This window comes from Oscillibacter sp., from assembly GCF_031978065.1.
In the GTDB taxonomy this organism is placed as follows: Bacteria; Bacillota; Clostridia; order Oscillospirales; family Oscillospiraceae; genus Oscillibacter.
In genome coordinates, this window is sequence record NZ_DALZCH010000047.1 from 1 (window position 1) to 13967 (window position 13967).

Below are 13967 nucleotides of genomic sequence, written 5' to 3' on the forward strand. Positions count from 1 at the left end.
CCAGACGGACCCCCTCCCTGAATTTCTGGCAGGAGAGAATTTTTACAAGCCCCACCTGCCCGGACCGAAGCACATGCGTGCCGCAACAGGCGCAGCAGTCCGCGCCGGGAAAGGCCACAATGCGCACCTGCCCTGTCAATGCCTTTTTGGAGCGGTAGTCAATAGACTTCAATTCCTCCGGGGTGGGGAAGGAAATCTCAATGGGCACATCCGCCCAGATGTACTCATTGGCGCGGCGCTCCGCTTCCAGCGCCTGTTCCCACGAAATGTCGGCGTTATAGTCGATGGTGACGGTGTCGGCCCCCATGTGGAAGCCCACATTGTCGCAGCGGTGGGCTTCACAGAGAATGCCGCTTAAAATGTGCTCGCCGGAGTGCTGCTGCATGTGGTCGAACCGGCGGGCCCAATCAAGTTGACCTGTTACGGTTTCCCCAATTTCCACTGGTTTTTCACAAATGTGGAAAAGTACGCCGTTTTTTTCGTGAACATCAAGGACGCTTATCCTGTTCAGCGTCCCGTGGTCGGCGGGCTGACCGCCCCCTTCGGGATAAAAGGCAGTCTGGTCCAGAACCACTTCCCAGCAGGTTTTCACCGCGTCGCAGGTGAGGACCTTGGCAGAGAACTCCTTTAAAAAGGGGTCGGTGTAATAAAGTTTTTCAGTTTCCATGTGGAAAACTTCCTTTCTGCGCAGAAACAAAGCCGCCGTGTTCCGGCCCGCACCGGACGCGGCGGCTTTTGCGATGCGTTTATCAAAAGCCATTCCTTTGTAGGAAAGGCCCCTTGCCCTTAAAGCCAGACAGTTTTGCCTAAAGCAGTACGATGTGGAGAAGGCTCTTTTATAACAGGCCCAGTGCCTGTTTCCACTGGAGCACCTGCGTGCAAAGCAGGTTGATGGTGGGTTCATCCAGCGTCCCGTCCGCGACAGCGGCAAGAACCTGGGGAATCTGGGTGCGGTAGTCCGAGGCAATCAAAAGGCCGTTGGTTGCCCACAGGGCCATCACCGCAGCGCTGCCGTCCTTGGAATAGGCTTTCACTGCATCCATAGCAAGATCGTCGGTCATAATCACGCTACCACCGTTTGCCTCATGCATCATTAGGTACAAGGTGATGTGAACATTGGGAGCGAGGGAGGCCGGCAGACCCGCGTCGACTCCCTCCATGGTGAGGGCGTCCACGATGTTGTGGCTCACCAAAACGGCCACCGTGTCGCCCCCGGCTTCCAGACCCGCTTTGAAGGGCAGGAAATCAGAGGTTTCAAAGGTTTTCAAAGGCCGCTCATCCACGGCAATGCCGGTGTGGGTATCCACATTGTTTCCGTAGCCGGGAAAGTGCTTTAAAACACTGCCCATGCCGTCCTCTTTCATCTGGCCCACCACGGCGCGGACATACTCCGCTGTGGATACCGCGTCCTGTCCGAAGGAGCGGTCATAGATAAAGTCGCTGCGGTCGGTGGACACGTCCGCCACCGGGGCCAGATTCACGTTAAAGCCCAGCGCTTTTAAAAGCACGTCCTTTTCGTGAGTATCCCGAACAATTGCTTCCATGCCTCCCGCAGCGTATAGCTGCTGGGGGGAAGCAAACTTTTTTGCACGAAGATGGGGATTGGAGGAGACCCGCACCACACTTCCCCCCTCCTCGTCCACGCCAATGAGCAGGGGAATTTTTGCCGCCTCCTGATAGCTGTTAATGGCCTGAATCAGGTCGTTGGCGGTCTTGGCTTTTGTATCCCTGCCAAAGAGAATATAGCCGCCCAAGTGATACTTGGCCACGTCCGCCGCTGCGTCCGTCTCCGGGACCCGGGCAAAAAACAACTGTCCCACCTTTTCCTCAAGGGTCATCTGGGCCAGCAGAGCGTCTATCCGCGCCTCTTTTTCGTCCACGGGTGGAGGCGTTGGTTCCTCGGATGCGGAGCCGGACCCGGCGGAATAGGCCGGGTCCGGGTCAGAAGTGCTGGAGGACGGACCGCCGCAGGCGGTCAGGATAAACAGGCTGGCTGCGGCCAGCAAAGAGCACAGCAAGCGTTTCATAAATCCTCCTTTGCGGAAATCTCGCAAGTGCGCCCTTTTCCAGAGAGAGACGCACGCGTCTCATCTGCGGGCACGAAAATCTTGCCAGAACTTATTCCTCCGGCTTCACCAAGGCAATGTGCAGCTCGTCCAACTGCTTTTGGGTGACAACGCCGGGGGCGTCCATCATCACGTCCTGCGCGTTTTTGTTCATGGGGAAGGGGATGATCTCCCGGATGGAGTCCTCTCCCGCCAGCAGCATCACCATCCGGTCCACGCCGGGGGCAATGCCCGCGTGGGGGGGCGCGCCATAGGTAAAGGCGTTGTACATGGCGGGGAACTTAGCCTTCACGTCCTCTTCGCCCAGCCGTACCAGCTCAAAGGCCTTTACCATAATCTCCGGGTCGTGATTTCTCACTGCGCCGGAGGAAAGCTCCACGCCGTTGCACACCAGATCATACTGGTCGGCGGTGATGCTCAGGGGATCAATTTCTCCAGCCTCTGCCTTAAGCAGGGTGGAAAGCCCGCCGGAGGGCATGGAGAAGGGGTTGTGGCAGAATTCCAGCTCGCCGGACTCTTCACCCGTTTCGTACATGGGGAAATCCACAATCCAGCAGAAGGAATACTGTTCCCTGTCCATGTGACCGGGAACTGCCGCGCCCAACGTCTTCACCAGCACACCCGTCGTTTTCTGGGCGGGGGAAAGGGCACCTGCGGACAGGGCCACGAAATCCCCCGCCTTCAGACCCAAGGCGCTTACTACCGCGTCCTTCACCGGGGACACGAACTTGGCAATGCCGCCCACTGCCTCGCCGTTTTCGTCCAGCCGGAACCAATAGGCCTTGTTCCCAGACTGGATTTCCACATCGGCAAGAGTTTTGTCGATAAACTTTCGTGTCTCGTTAAACCCGGAAACCACCACGGCCTTCACGGTGTTCCCCGCAAATGGATCAAATCCGCAGCCGGAGAGAACGTCCGTCGCGTCCTGCACCGTCAGATCAATCCGCAGGTCGGGCTTGTCGGAGCCGTATAGCTCCATGGCCTTGGCATAGGGAATACGGGTAAAGGGTGCGCTACTGGCCCGGTCATACGCACCATATTTGGCAAAGATGGGGGGCAGCACGTCCTCCAGAACGGCAAACACATCCTCCTGAGACGCGAACGCCATCTCCATGTCCAGCTGATAAAACTCACCGGGGGAGCGGTCTGCCCGGGCGTCCTCGTCCCGGAAGCAGGGAGCAATCTGGAAATACCGGTCAAAACCGGAGGTCATCAAAAGCTGCTTGAACTGCTGCGGGGCCTGCGGCAGGGCGTAAAACTTGCCGGGATGGTTCCGGGCGGGCACCAGATAGTCTCTGGCCCCCTCGGGGGAGGAGGCGGTGAGAATGGGAGTGGTGATTTCCAAAAAGCCGTGTTCCGTCATGGACTGTCGCAGGGCGGACACCACGTTGCACCGCAGAAGGATGTTCTTTTTCACGTCGGGGTTGCGCAGGTCAAGATACCGGTATTTCAAGCGAGTGGCTTCGTCGGCTTCCCGGCTGCGGTTGATGGGGAAGGGCAGCTCGTTGTGGCGGCAGCGGCCCAAAACCTCGATGGAAGAGGGGACAATCTCCACCTCGCCGGTGGGCAGATTGGGGTTTTTGGAGGCTCGCTCCCGGACAACGCCGGAGACGGAAACGGTGGATTCTTTATTGATGCCCTTGAGGGTTTTCACGTCTTCGGAAGTCTCGGCCACCACCTGTGTGGTGCCGTAAAAATCCCGGATGACGGCAAAGGCCAGCTCCGCGCCCACCTCCCGGATATTTTCCAGCCATCCCACGATGGTGACGGACTTGCCCGCGTCGGCAAGCCGCAGCTCCCCGCAGGTATGGGTTCTTGATTGTGTCATGATGGTGATTTCCTTTCTGTGTATGAGATGAGGCACGGGGGACGGCGGGGGCAGCGCCGCCGCAGGACGGAATACCCCCGCAAAAGGTCAATTCAAATACAAAATGTATTTTCCGATCAATTCATTACATTTAGGAATCGACGGGCGTGGAAGCGTCCCATAGTCTCTGGCCTAGCGTTTGTCCGATCTCTCCGCCGTGGGACAGCTTAAGAGGAAGGTTGACAGCTCCGCCCCACAGGGTTTCGCCTGTGTAGGACCACTCGTCAATCCAGAAAAACAGTCCCGCCGCGTTCCATTCCCCTGAGTCAGCGTGAACAATACCGAGGATATACATGGTATGCACCATGCCCTCTTCCAGCGGCTTAGACCCGGAGGGGCCGTTTGCCAGTGGGGGGATGGCCTGAAGCACGAGATTGGTGAGAGGCCTACGAAAGCGAAGCGCCTTCCACTCGGAGAGCAGTTCTTCAAAGCCGGGCTCCCCGGTGGCAATACGTAAGTTTCGGGGCTGGTAGTCCCGGACCTCGTAAGAGCGGCTTATAGAAATGTCAAAGATATCCGGCTCAATACCGGGGTAAAGGGTTTCAAGCCCTACGGGACGGGCATACCACAGCCCGCCCCCGATCAAAAGCAGAAGGCAGAAAATCAGGACGGTTTTCCGCGGGCGGCGTTTTTTCGCGCCCGCTTTATCCCCGTCGCTCATTCCAAAATGACGGTGCCTTTGTTCTTCTCGGCAAGGCCCGACTTAATGAGGGCGGCGGTCGCCGCCGCGTCCAGCTTGGTCTGTTCGCCGGTGAACATGTCCTTGCAGGCGACCACGCCGGAATTCACCTCGTCCTCGCCCAAAAAGACCACGTAGGGAATACGCAGCTTGTCGGCATAGGACATTTTCGCCTTGAACTTTTTATCCTCGCAGTGAAGCTGGGCTCGAATACCGTCCTGCCGCAGAAGCGTCGCAAAGGAGATGGCAGGGCCCAAATCCTCCGTCATGGGGAGAATCAGCACGTCGGTGGGGGCGGTGAGCAGGTCGGGGTTCAGCATTCCCTGCTCTCCCAGCACGTAGAACAGGCGGGTCAAGCCGATGGAAATGCCCACGCCCGGAAGCTCTTTTTCCGTGTAATATTCCGCCAGATTGTCATACCGTCCGCCGGAGCAGACGGAGCCTACCTCCGGGTGGTCCAAAAGAGCGGTTTCATACACCGTGCCGGTGTAGTAGTCCAGTCCCCGCGCGATGGTCAAATCCACTACAAAATTGTCACTGGGCACGCCGAAGGAATCGAGATAGTTTACGACAAGGGACAGCTCGTCCAGCCCCTCGTCAAATAGAGAATTCCGACCGCGATAGCCTTCCAGCGCGGCAAGAATGGCCTTGCTGCCGCCCGAGATAGCAATAAACTTCAAGATCTCGTCTGCTTTTTCCCCAGGGACTTCCAGATCCTCCACCAAAATTCCCCGCACTGTGGCCTCGCCGATTTTCTCCAGCTTGTCCACCGTCCGCATCACCTCGCCGGAAAGCTCGGAAAGGCCCAGCATGGCGTAAAACCCGTTAAGAATCTTGCGGTTATTCACGCGAATCTGAAACCGGTTCAGCCCCAAGGTGGAGAAAACCCGGTAAATGATGGCGGGAATTTCCGCGTCGTTGATGGGGGACAGCTTCCCGTCTCCAATCACGTCGATATCCGCCTGATAAAACTCCCTAAAGCGGCCCCGCTGGGCCCGCTCGCCCCGGTAGACCTTGCCGATCTGGAACCGGCGGAAGGGAAAGCTCAGCTCGCTGTAATGCATGGCCACATACTTGGCAAGAGGAACCGTCAGGTCAAAGCGGAGGCTTAAATCCGCGTCGCCCTTGGTAAAACGGTAAATCTGCTTTTCCGTTTCGCCGCCGCCCTTGGCAAGCAGCACCTCGCTGGCCTCAATAATGGGGGTATCCAGCGGGGTAAAGCCGTAGAGGGAAAAGGACTGGCGGATGACCTCCATAATGCGCTCCATCTGCTGCTGGGGCGCGGGAAGCAGCTCCATAAAGCCGGAGAGCGTACGCGGTTTTAAAACAGCCATGACAAAAGACTCCTTTATCCTGTAATTTAATTGAAACATCAGAGATAAAAAGGCGCTCCCGCCCCGTGGGTTTGGGACGAGAGCGGAAAACGCTTCGCGGCGCACCCAAATGGGGGAGAAAGAAATAATTTCTCCTCTCCCGTTGGCTTTCGTCCGTGGGGCAGGAAAGCCTGCCCGGAACGCTCTCAGACCTGGGGATGGGTTTTGGGATTGACAATGTCGCGCCAGTCCAGATCGCCCCGGGCCAGCCCCAGAATCAGCAGCTCCGCCGTGGCGATGTTGCTGGCGTAGGGAATGTTGTTTTGGTCGCACAGACGGGAGATGTAGGTCACGTCCTCGGCCATGCTGGGGCTGTTGGGATCGTCGAAAAACAGCACCAAATCAATCTCGTTATAGGCGATACGGGCGCCAATCTGCTGGCAGCCGCCATGAGCGAAGGAGAGGAAGCAGTGCACGTCCAGCCCTGTGGCGTCCGCCACCATATGGCCCGTGGTGTTGGTGGCAAAAATCGTATGCCGGGAAAGAATGCCGGCATAGGCCGTGCAGAATTGAACCATGAGGTCCTTCCGGTTGTCATGGGACATGATTGCAATGTTCATCGGAATAAGCTCCTTTCTATTTCATGCGCATCAGGGGCACGCGCTGTCCCATGAGACGCCGGGCAATGTTTTGATAGGCGGTGGCGGCAGGGCTGTCGTCAGTCAAAGCAAGGGGAACGCCCCGGTTCAGGGCGAGGGGAAGTCGGTCGTCCTCCGGCACCACACCGATTAAGGGCAATCCGGCGGCGTCAATGGCGTCGTCGATGGTGGCATGCATGTTCCGAAGAAGCTTTTTGCGCACCCGGTTGACCACAAGATGCAGTTTACCTCGAGGAAAGGCCGCCAGCTCCATCACCGTGTGCTGCGCGTCCCGCAGGGACGCGGCGTCGGACGTGGTGACCACCACGCAGCGGTCCGCCCCGCACACAGCCAGACGAAAGCCGCCTTCCAGCCCCGCCGGTGCATCCATCAGGCAGAAGTCGTACCGCTCCCGGGCCTGCTCCGCCAGAGCGCGAAACTGTTCTTCACCCACGGGGCGGCCCCGGCTTCGCACCGGCGCGGTGAGCAGGTGGAGTGAGGGAAGCCGAGAGTGGCTCACCACGGCTTCCGACAGGGTACATCGACCCTGTGCCACGTCGGAAAAGTCCATTAGTGCCTTGTCCGTCAGCCCCAGCGCCAGATCAAGATTCCGAAGGCCCACGTCGCAGTCGATGCACAGCACGCGTTTCCCGCTCTTTGCCATGGCGGAGCCGACCCCCGCCACAAAGGAGGTTTTGCCGGTCCCGCCCTTGCCGGAGACGACGGCGATACATTCACCCATCGGAACTCACCTCTTGTATATCCTGATTTTACAGGAAGAATGCGCCAAAATCAAAACAATTTAATGTGTTATCTGAAAAAATTTTCAATTTGCCGCCCCAACAGCGGCTTTTGGCGGTCAAAGGGGGTCTTTTTTGATTTTTGCGAAGGACCGCGGATAGCCTTTCGGCGTGGGTTTTATCTTTTCCACCAGTACCGCCCGGTGGACAATATCCGTGCCGGGAATCGAATAGTCCCGGACCCCGGCGAGCCGACCGCCTAAAACGGAGATGGCGTGTTCGGCGGCGGAAAGCTCATCCCCGCTGTCCACGGATTTCATGGCAAGGAATGTACCTCCCGTCTTCACCAGAGGAAGGCACAGCTCCGAAAGCACAGATAGGGAGGCCACAGCCCGGGATACCGCCGTGTCAAAGGACTCCCTCCGTTTTTCCGCAAATTCCTCCGCCCGGGCGTGGACGCACTCCACATCCGAAAGGCCCAAATCCGTGCAGACGTTCTGCAAAAAAGTAATGCGCTTTCCGAGAGAGTCAAGCAAGGTCACATGGGCGGAGGGTTCTAAAAGCCGAATGGGAAGGCCGGGAAATCCGGCCCCGGTGCCCACGTCCACCACGGTTTTGTTCCGAAAATCCAGCAAGTTTAAAAGCGCGGCGCTGTCCAGAAAGTGAAGCCGGGCCACCTCGTCCGCCTCTTTAATGGCGGTGAGGTTCATGACCTTGTTTTTCTCTTCCAGCAACGCCCCGTAGCGCAGCAGGGAGGGGATGGAGGACTGCTCCAGCCCCAGCGCCGTCAATCCCTCCCGCAGGATGGTTTCCATCATTTCTTCTGCTCTTTCAAAAGGTCACGAATCTCTGTCAGCAGGGCGGCCTCTGGGCTGGCTGCGGGTGGCTTGGGTGGGGCAAACTCTTCCTTTTTCCGGAAGCGGTTAATGGCTTTCACCAGAAGAAAAATAGCCAGAGCCGTAATCAGGAAGTTCAGAATGGCAGCAAGGAAATTGCCGTAAGGGATGACGGTCTGTCCGCCCCCTACCACCCAGACCATATCCTCAAAGGAAACCTTTTTTGTGAGGAGACTGATCAGGGGCATGAGAATGTCACCGACCAGAGAATCCGCGATGGCTTTGAACGCACCGCCGATAATCACGCCCACGGCCATGTCCACCACGTTGCCGCGGGAAATAAACTCTTTAAATTCGGCAATGAGTCCGCCGGCTTTTTTTGTCATGAAAGTCAAGTCTCCTTTTTAAAGTGCAGCAGCGTTCAAGCCGCTGTGGCCCAATGGTTTGAAGCACATGACCCAAATAGAGCCGATTTCCCGCCGAAAACAGAGGGAAACCTATGCCGCAGGCACGGGAAAGGCTCTAAACGGGTTTAACAATTTGTAATAATTCAAAAAATTATTACAAATTGCAATCAAATGCAAAATCTTAGCCGTTCTTGGGAATCAATTTCTCCTTGCCGCCCATATAGGGACGCAGCACGGCAGGAATCAGGACCGAGCCGTCCTCCTGCAAATTATTCTCCAAAAACGCAATCAGCATCCGGGGCGGGGCCACGCAGGTGTTATTCAGCGTGTGGCAAAGCTGCATTTTCCCGTCGTCGTCCTTGTAGCGGATGCGCAGACGTCGGGCCTGTGCGTCGCCCAGATTAGAGCAGGAGCAGACCTCGAAATATTTCTGCTGGCGAGGGGACCAGGCTTCGATGTCGCAGGACTTGACCTTCAAATCCGCCAGATCGCCGGAGCAGCATTCAAGCTGCCGCACGGGAATGTCCATCGACCGGAACAGCTCCACGGACATCGCCCAGAGCTTTTCGTACCAGTCCTTGGATTCCTCGGGCTTGCAGACAACAATCATTTCCTGCTTTTCAAACTGGTGAATGCGATAAACGCCCCGCTCCTCGATGCCATGTGCCCCCTTCTCCTTGCGGAAGCAGGGAGAGTAGGAGGTCAGGGTCTGGGGGAGGGAAGTCTCGGGCAAAATCTGGTCGATATACCGGCCGATCATGGAATGCTCCGAGGTGCCGATAAGGTACAGGTCTTCGCCCTCGATTTTATACATCATGCCGTCCATATCCGTCTGGCTCATGACGCCCTCCACAACGTTGCCGTGAATCATGAAGGGAGGAATGCAATAGGTAAATCCCTTGTTAATCATAAAGTCCCGGCCGTAGGCCAGTACAGCCTCGTGAAGCCGGGCAATGTCCCCCAGCAGATAATAAAAGCCGTTGCCGGAGACGCGGCCCGCAGCCTCCAAATCAATGCCGTCAAACCGCTCCATCAGATCCACGTGATAGGGAATTTCAAAAGAAGGAACTACTGCCTCGCCGAAGCGCTGAACCTCCACGTTGGAACTGTCGTCCGGGCCCAGAGGCACGGAGGCGTCAATGATCTGGGGAATGACAATCATCCGGCTGCGAATTTCCTCGTCCAACTGTGCTTCCTGCTTTTCCAGCGCTTCCAGCCGGTGGGCGTTGTCTGTGACCTGCTTTTTCACGCCCTCGGCTTCCTCCATCTTGGAGGGGTCCTTCTTGGCCTGTCCCATCAGCATGCCAACCTGCTTGCTCAGCCGGTTCCGGTCGGCGCGAAGTTGGTCTGCCTCCACGATGGCAGCGCGGCGTTTGGCGTCCAGTTCAATGACCTCGTCTACCAGGGGAAGCTTTGCGTCCTGAAACTTTTTACGGATGTTCTCCTTGACTGCGTCGGGATTCTCCCGGACAAATTTGATATCCAGCATATTTGTTTTCTCCTTACCACATACCGTGTAAAATTTTTATAGGGTCAATAAAGCCGGGATTTACCACACCGACATCACGGCTTCCTTCAATTGCTGGTATCGCTGGGCCGGGGAGACAATCTTGTCCAAGTCGTCGTTAGAGAGGAGAGCGGGCTGCCCCGCGTCCTCCATGGATTGAAGCGTCTGACGGCAACCGTCAAAGTCTCTGGCGGCGTATTGCTGCTGCAAGAGGTACAAAGACAACAGCGCATCTGTTTTATCATCGGACGCCATCGCGGCGTCTTCCAGTTCCTTTACCTGCGCATCCAACTCCTGAACCTGCTTTTCCGCGTCCTCCAGCTGGGAGTGAAGCCGCAGGTTTTCATCCTGACTCTTTTGCAGCTCCTGTAAGGTGGTAACGGAACTTTGCAGGGTGCCGATAACCTCCTCGTTGCTGCGCTGGTGGGTCAGAAAGGACAGCGCCATGAGTAAAAAGGCCACAATAAACAGGACCATAATATAGACGACGACGGGCTTGTTTTTCTTTCCGTCCGGGGTACTGACTTCCGACGCGGGAGCCTCGTCCTCGGCTCCTGTGCTGCGCTTTTCCAGTTTCATTTTCAGGTATTCCTCACATCTGTTCGGACTGGGCGCGCTTGATTCGAAGAAGCGTCAGGGCCTCCAACAAGTCATTCAGATCGTCCACTCCGTAATATTCCAGTTCCACGCGGCCTTTTTTTCGGCCTGATACAATTTTAACACCCCGGCCCAGCCGGGAAGCCAGCTCCCGCTGTGCCTCCGCCGCATAATCCACCTTGTCGGAGGAATCGGACGGGTCTTCCTGCTTCTCCGCGTTCAGCTTTTTCACCAGCGCCTCTGTCTGGCGGACGGAAAGCCCCCCGGAGATCACGGACCGAGCCGCGCTCTCCTGCAAAGCGGGGGAGAGGGGCAAAAGGGCTCTGGCGTGCCCTGCGGACAGGGTTCCGTCCTCTACCAGCGTTTTCACGGCGGGGGAGAGGGTCAGCAGGCGCAATGCGTTTGCCACGGCGCTGCGGGACTTACCAACGGCTTCGGCGGCCTCCTCCTGCGTCATGCGATAGGACTGAATCAGGGATTGAAAGCCGGCGGCTTCTTCCATGGCGTTCAGGTCTTCCCGCTGAAGATTTTCAATCATGGCCAGCTCGGCGGCCTTCCGGTCGTCGGCCTCCACCACTACAACCGGTACCTCTGAAAGGCCCGCCATACGGGCGGCGCGCCAGCGGCGCTCTCCTGCTACAATCTGATAGTACCCGGAAGCGAGCTTCCGAACCGTAAGCGGCTGAATAATTCCATGGCGGCGGATAGAGTCCGCCAAATCGTTCAATGCGTCCCCGTCAAAGCTCTTGCGGGGCTGGGTGGAGCAACTCTCCACCTGGGAAATCGGCAGAGAGAAGGTGCCGGTGGTTTCCGTTTTCAGCACATCGTCTCCCAACAGGGCGCCGAGGCCCCGTCCCAACCCGGATTTTTGAGACGCCATAGCGACTCCTTTCCAGAATCAGCGATTCTTTTGTAAAAATTCGGCGCCCAGTGCGCCGTAGGCTTCCGCACCGCGAGAGGCGCGGTCGTAGGAGAAGATAGGCTTTCCATGGCTGGGCGCCTCGGACAAGCGCACGTTCCGGGGAATCACGGTGGCATAGACCTTCCCCGGGAAATAGTGCTTGACCTCCTCTGCCACCTGAAGCGCCAGATTGGTCCGCCCGTCAAACATGGTAAGGAGAACGCCCTCCAGCTCCAGCCGGGGATTCAGAGAGCGGCGGACAATCCGCACAGTGTTCATCAGATCGCTCAGCCCCTCCAGTGCGAAGTATTCCCCCTGTACGGGCACCAAAACGGAATCCGCGGCACAAAGAGCATTTAAGGTCAGCAGCTCCAGAGAAGGGGGGCAGTCAATAAAAATAAAATCATAGTTGCCAGATACCTGCGCCAGCGCATCCTTTAGCAGATACTCCCGCCGGTCCATGGCAATCAGCTCAATGCCCGCTCCCGCCAACGCCTTGTTGGAAGGAAGTACGTCGCCATATTTTGTTGTTACGATGGCGTCCGCAGCCGGGGATTCGCCAATGACCACCTCATACACGCCTTTGGATAAGGTTTTGTCCACGCCCATACCGGAGGTGGCGTTGGCTTGGGGATCAAAGTCGCACAGCAGTACCCGCTGCCCCGCGTCCTTCATGGCGGCACAGAGGTTTACACAAGAAGTGGTTTTCCCCACGCCGCCCTTTTGATTCACAATCGCAATAATTTTTGCCAATACAGCACCCGCTTTCCCGTAACGGCAGTCAGACGCGCCGCTTTCTCACAATTCTGATCGAATAAACTTCAAAGCCGCAAGAAAGCGGCGTTGCGTATGTTTGCGGTGTATGCATCGTGCAAACGCACAAGCAGGGCTACAAGAATTTGCGCCGCCTTATAAAGCAAGATAAGCCACCTGGTTAAAAACACTCCTGGGTGTGTCTTATTGAAATAACTCGCTGTATTTCCCGATATCATGAAACGGGTTAAAAACACTCCCGCGTACGTCTTCCCGCACAAACCCTTTTGTGGGCGCAAACAGCCCAAAATGTTTTCCTTGTGACATTATAGCAAGGTTTTTCCTGAGATTCAAGGCGGTTGCCACAGAAAAACACAAAAACAGGAAAGCTTTTGCAAAAATAACGAAGAAGAGGTGCGTGGTGCTCCGGGTTTGTGAAATAAAGCAAATTTAGTTTACCCTAAATGTTTCACGTGAAACATTTAAGTGCAAAAATATAGGCAGGCCTTTTTTTGCGTTTTTTTGTCCGCGCTCCGCTTCGTGGTCTCACATCTACAAAATCACCCCGGACTGTTTCACGTGAAACAATCCGGGGCAAATAGTTTAAATCAGAAGCATTGCAGTACGGGGAGGCAGCTTCAGCTTTAAAACTCCGTCGACAGCGGTAAAAGTCTGACGGGTAAGTGCGTCTTGCGCCTGAGGGGCCTTCCATGGAATTTCCAGCGCCATTGGTTTGGCCCCAACGTTCAGAGCGGCAATGGTTGTCTCGTTCTTCCAACTCCGGGAAAACGCCAGACCGTGTCCGGCAGCCAGCAGATAGTGAATGTCACCCTGTCGGAGGGAGGTTCGTACCTTACGGAGCTGCCCAAGGCAAACATAAAAGTCGTGCAGGTTTGTATCCTCGCGGCCCCAAGGATAAGTACGGCGGTTAAAGGGGTCTTCCCAGCCTTCCATCCCGGCCTCGTCGCCGTAGTACAGCATGGGGGAGCCGGGAAAAGCGTACAGCAGCACTGCCGCCGCTCGGAGAAGGACCAGCCCTGTGGCCCGCTCGTCGGGGGAGAGGGAGGAGACGGCCCGGGCTTCCTTGGAGGCGGAGGGCTTTGACGTTCCCAGCACCGTTAAAATCCGGGGCGTGTCGTGGGTTCCTAAAAAATTCATGGCACTGTAAAAAGCAGGCGGGGGATAGTTTTCCCGAATGGTTTCCATGGCGTCGCGAAAGTCCGCTCCATCCCCGCCCTGCAAAAAGGCCAGCGCGGCTGTTCTGAAGGGATAGTTCATCAGGCCGTGAGCTTCACCCCCCAGCAAATATTTCCGGCGCTGGGAATACGCAATTTTATTGGAGCCGTCCTCCCAAACCTCGGCAATCAGCACGCTGTCGGGCTTTGTCTCCACCATTGCCGTCCGCAGACGGGCAATAAATTCGTCCGGCAGCTCGTCGGCAACATCTAACCGCCAGCCGGAAGCTCCTGCCCGCAGCCAGCGGCGAACCACGGAGTTTTCCGCGTCAATGATAAACCTGCCGTAGGACGGGCTGCTCTCGTTTACGGCGGGAAGGGTGCGGATGCCCCACCAAGCGTCGTAATCGTTTGGCCAAAGGTGGAAGCTGTTCCCGTCGGAGTAGGGTGAAGTTTGGCCCTGGGCCGTGCCGGGACCGGGATAAAAT

General features: G+C 56.8%; 14 protein-coding genes. All 14 read right to left on the reverse strand.

The genetic code is table 11. The features are described 5' to 3' along the window. Nucleotides 1-667: alanyl-tRNA editing protein (locus RTK01_RS08610; protein WP_312280585.1), on the reverse strand; the 667-nt coding region annotated here is incomplete at its 3' end. A gap of 169 nt (nucleotides 668-836) precedes the next feature. Beyond that, the gene (locus tag RTK01_RS08615; RefSeq protein WP_312280586.1) at nucleotides 837-2027 is read right to left on the reverse strand and encodes a glycoside hydrolase family 3 N-terminal domain-containing protein; all 1191 of its coding nucleotides are present in this window, start codon (nucleotides 2025-2027) and stop codon (nucleotides 837-839) included. A gap of 91 nt (nucleotides 2028-2118) precedes the next feature. After that, nucleotides 2119-3894, reverse strand: a complete 1776-nt coding sequence (gene aspS / locus RTK01_RS08620) for an aspartate--tRNA ligase (protein WP_312280587.1) — start codon at nucleotides 3892-3894, stop codon at nucleotides 2119-2121. A gap of 130 nt (nucleotides 3895-4024) precedes the next feature. Further along, nucleotides 4025-4594, reverse strand: coding sequence for a hypothetical protein (locus RTK01_RS08625; RefSeq protein ID WP_312280588.1), 570 nt, complete (start codon nucleotides 4592-4594; stop codon nucleotides 4025-4027). Then, nucleotides 4591-5946 carry a histidine--tRNA ligase gene (gene hisS / locus RTK01_RS08630; RefSeq protein ID WP_312280589.1) on the reverse strand — a complete coding sequence of 452 codons (1356 nt, stop codon included), beginning with the start codon at nucleotides 5944-5946 and terminating at the stop codon, nucleotides 4591-4593. The genes RTK01_RS08625 and hisS overlap by 4 nt, the downstream gene beginning before the upstream one ends. A gap of 185 nt (nucleotides 5947-6131) precedes the next feature. Then, on the reverse strand, nucleotides 6132-6545 hold the full coding sequence (locus RTK01_RS08635; protein WP_293009636.1) for a methylglyoxal synthase: 414 nt from the start codon (nucleotides 6543-6545) through the stop codon (nucleotides 6132-6134). A 16-nt stretch (nucleotides 6546-6561) separates the two neighbouring features. Continuing rightward, nucleotides 6562-7305 carry a septum site-determining protein MinD gene (gene minD, locus RTK01_RS08640; RefSeq protein ID WP_312280590.1) on the reverse strand — a complete coding sequence of 248 codons (744 nt, stop codon included), beginning with the start codon at nucleotides 7303-7305 and terminating at the stop codon, nucleotides 6562-6564. 117 nt (nucleotides 7306-7422) lie between these two features. Continuing rightward, on the reverse strand, nucleotides 7423-8121 hold the full coding sequence (gene rsmG, locus RTK01_RS08645) for a 16S rRNA (guanine(527)-N(7))-methyltransferase RsmG (protein WP_312280591.1): 699 nt from the start codon (nucleotides 8119-8121) through the stop codon (nucleotides 7423-7425). Continuing rightward, nucleotides 8118-8525 (reverse strand): large-conductance mechanosensitive channel protein MscL, encoded by a 408-nt coding sequence (mscL, locus tag RTK01_RS08650; protein WP_312280592.1) that lies wholly within the window; start codon nucleotides 8523-8525, stop codon nucleotides 8118-8120. The genes rsmG and mscL overlap by 4 nt, the downstream gene beginning before the upstream one ends. A 202-nt stretch (nucleotides 8526-8727) precedes the next feature. Then, nucleotides 8728-10035 carry a serine--tRNA ligase gene (gene serS / locus RTK01_RS08655; RefSeq protein WP_312280593.1) on the reverse strand — a complete coding sequence of 436 codons (1308 nt, stop codon included), beginning with the start codon at nucleotides 10033-10035 and terminating at the stop codon, nucleotides 8728-8730. A 60-nt stretch (nucleotides 10036-10095) separates the two neighbouring features. Next, a complete protein-coding gene (locus tag RTK01_RS08660) occupies nucleotides 10096-10632 on the reverse strand; it encodes a hypothetical protein (protein ID WP_312280594.1) in 537 nt (178 codons plus the stop codon). Nucleotides 10633-10645: 13 nt separating this feature from the next. Further along, nucleotides 10646-11530 (reverse strand): ParB/RepB/Spo0J family partition protein, encoded by an 885-nt coding sequence (locus tag RTK01_RS08665; RefSeq protein ID WP_312280595.1) that lies wholly within the window; start codon nucleotides 11528-11530, stop codon nucleotides 10646-10648. An 18-nt stretch (nucleotides 11531-11548) separates the two neighbouring features. Then, nucleotides 11549-12304 (reverse strand): ParA family protein, encoded by a 756-nt coding sequence (locus RTK01_RS08670; protein ID WP_312280596.1) that lies wholly within the window; start codon nucleotides 12302-12304, stop codon nucleotides 11549-11551. A 603-nt stretch (nucleotides 12305-12907) separates the two neighbouring features. Continuing rightward, the coding region (locus RTK01_RS08675; protein ID WP_312280597.1) for an alpha-amylase family glycosyl hydrolase at nucleotides 12908-13967 on the reverse strand (1060 nt) is incomplete at its 5' end.

Excerpts from the sequence above, each read along its gene's own strand:
- mscL (WP_312280592.1), bottom strand. The coding sequence starts at position 8,525 with ATGACAAAAAAAGCCGGCGGACTCATTGCCGAATTTAAAGAGTTTATT.
- RTK01_RS08615 (WP_312280586.1), bottom strand. The coding sequence starts at position 2,027 with ATGAAACGCTTGCTGTGCTCTTTGCTGGCCGCAGCCAGCCTGTTTATC.
- RTK01_RS08625 (WP_312280588.1), bottom strand. The coding sequence starts at position 4,594 with ATGAGCGACGGGGATAAAGCGGGCGCGAAAAAACGCCGCCCGCGGAAA.
- minD (WP_312280590.1), bottom strand. The coding sequence starts at position 7,305 with ATGGGTGAATGTATCGCCGTCGTCTCCGGCAAGGGCGGGACCGGCAAA.
- aspS (WP_312280587.1), bottom strand. The coding sequence starts at position 3,894 with ATGACACAATCAAGAACCCATACCTGCGGGGAGCTGCGGCTTGCCGAC.
- rsmG (WP_312280591.1), bottom strand. The coding sequence starts at position 8,121 with ATGATGGAAACCATCCTGCGGGAGGGATTGACGGCGCTGGGGCTGGAG.
- RTK01_RS08660 (WP_312280594.1), bottom strand. The coding sequence starts at position 10,632 with ATGAAACTGGAAAAGCGCAGCACAGGAGCCGAGGACGAGGCTCCCGCG.
- RTK01_RS08635 (WP_293009636.1), bottom strand. The coding sequence starts at position 6,545 with ATGAACATTGCAATCATGTCCCATGACAACCGGAAGGACCTCATGGTT.
- RTK01_RS08665 (WP_312280595.1), bottom strand. The coding sequence starts at position 11,530 with ATGGCGTCTCAAAAATCCGGGTTGGGACGGGGCCTCGGCGCCCTGTTG.
- hisS (WP_312280589.1), bottom strand. The coding sequence starts at position 5,946 with ATGGCTGTTTTAAAACCGCGTACGCTCTCCGGCTTTATGGAGCTGCTT.
- serS (WP_312280593.1), bottom strand. The coding sequence starts at position 10,035 with ATGCTGGATATCAAATTTGTCCGGGAGAATCCCGACGCAGTCAAGGAG.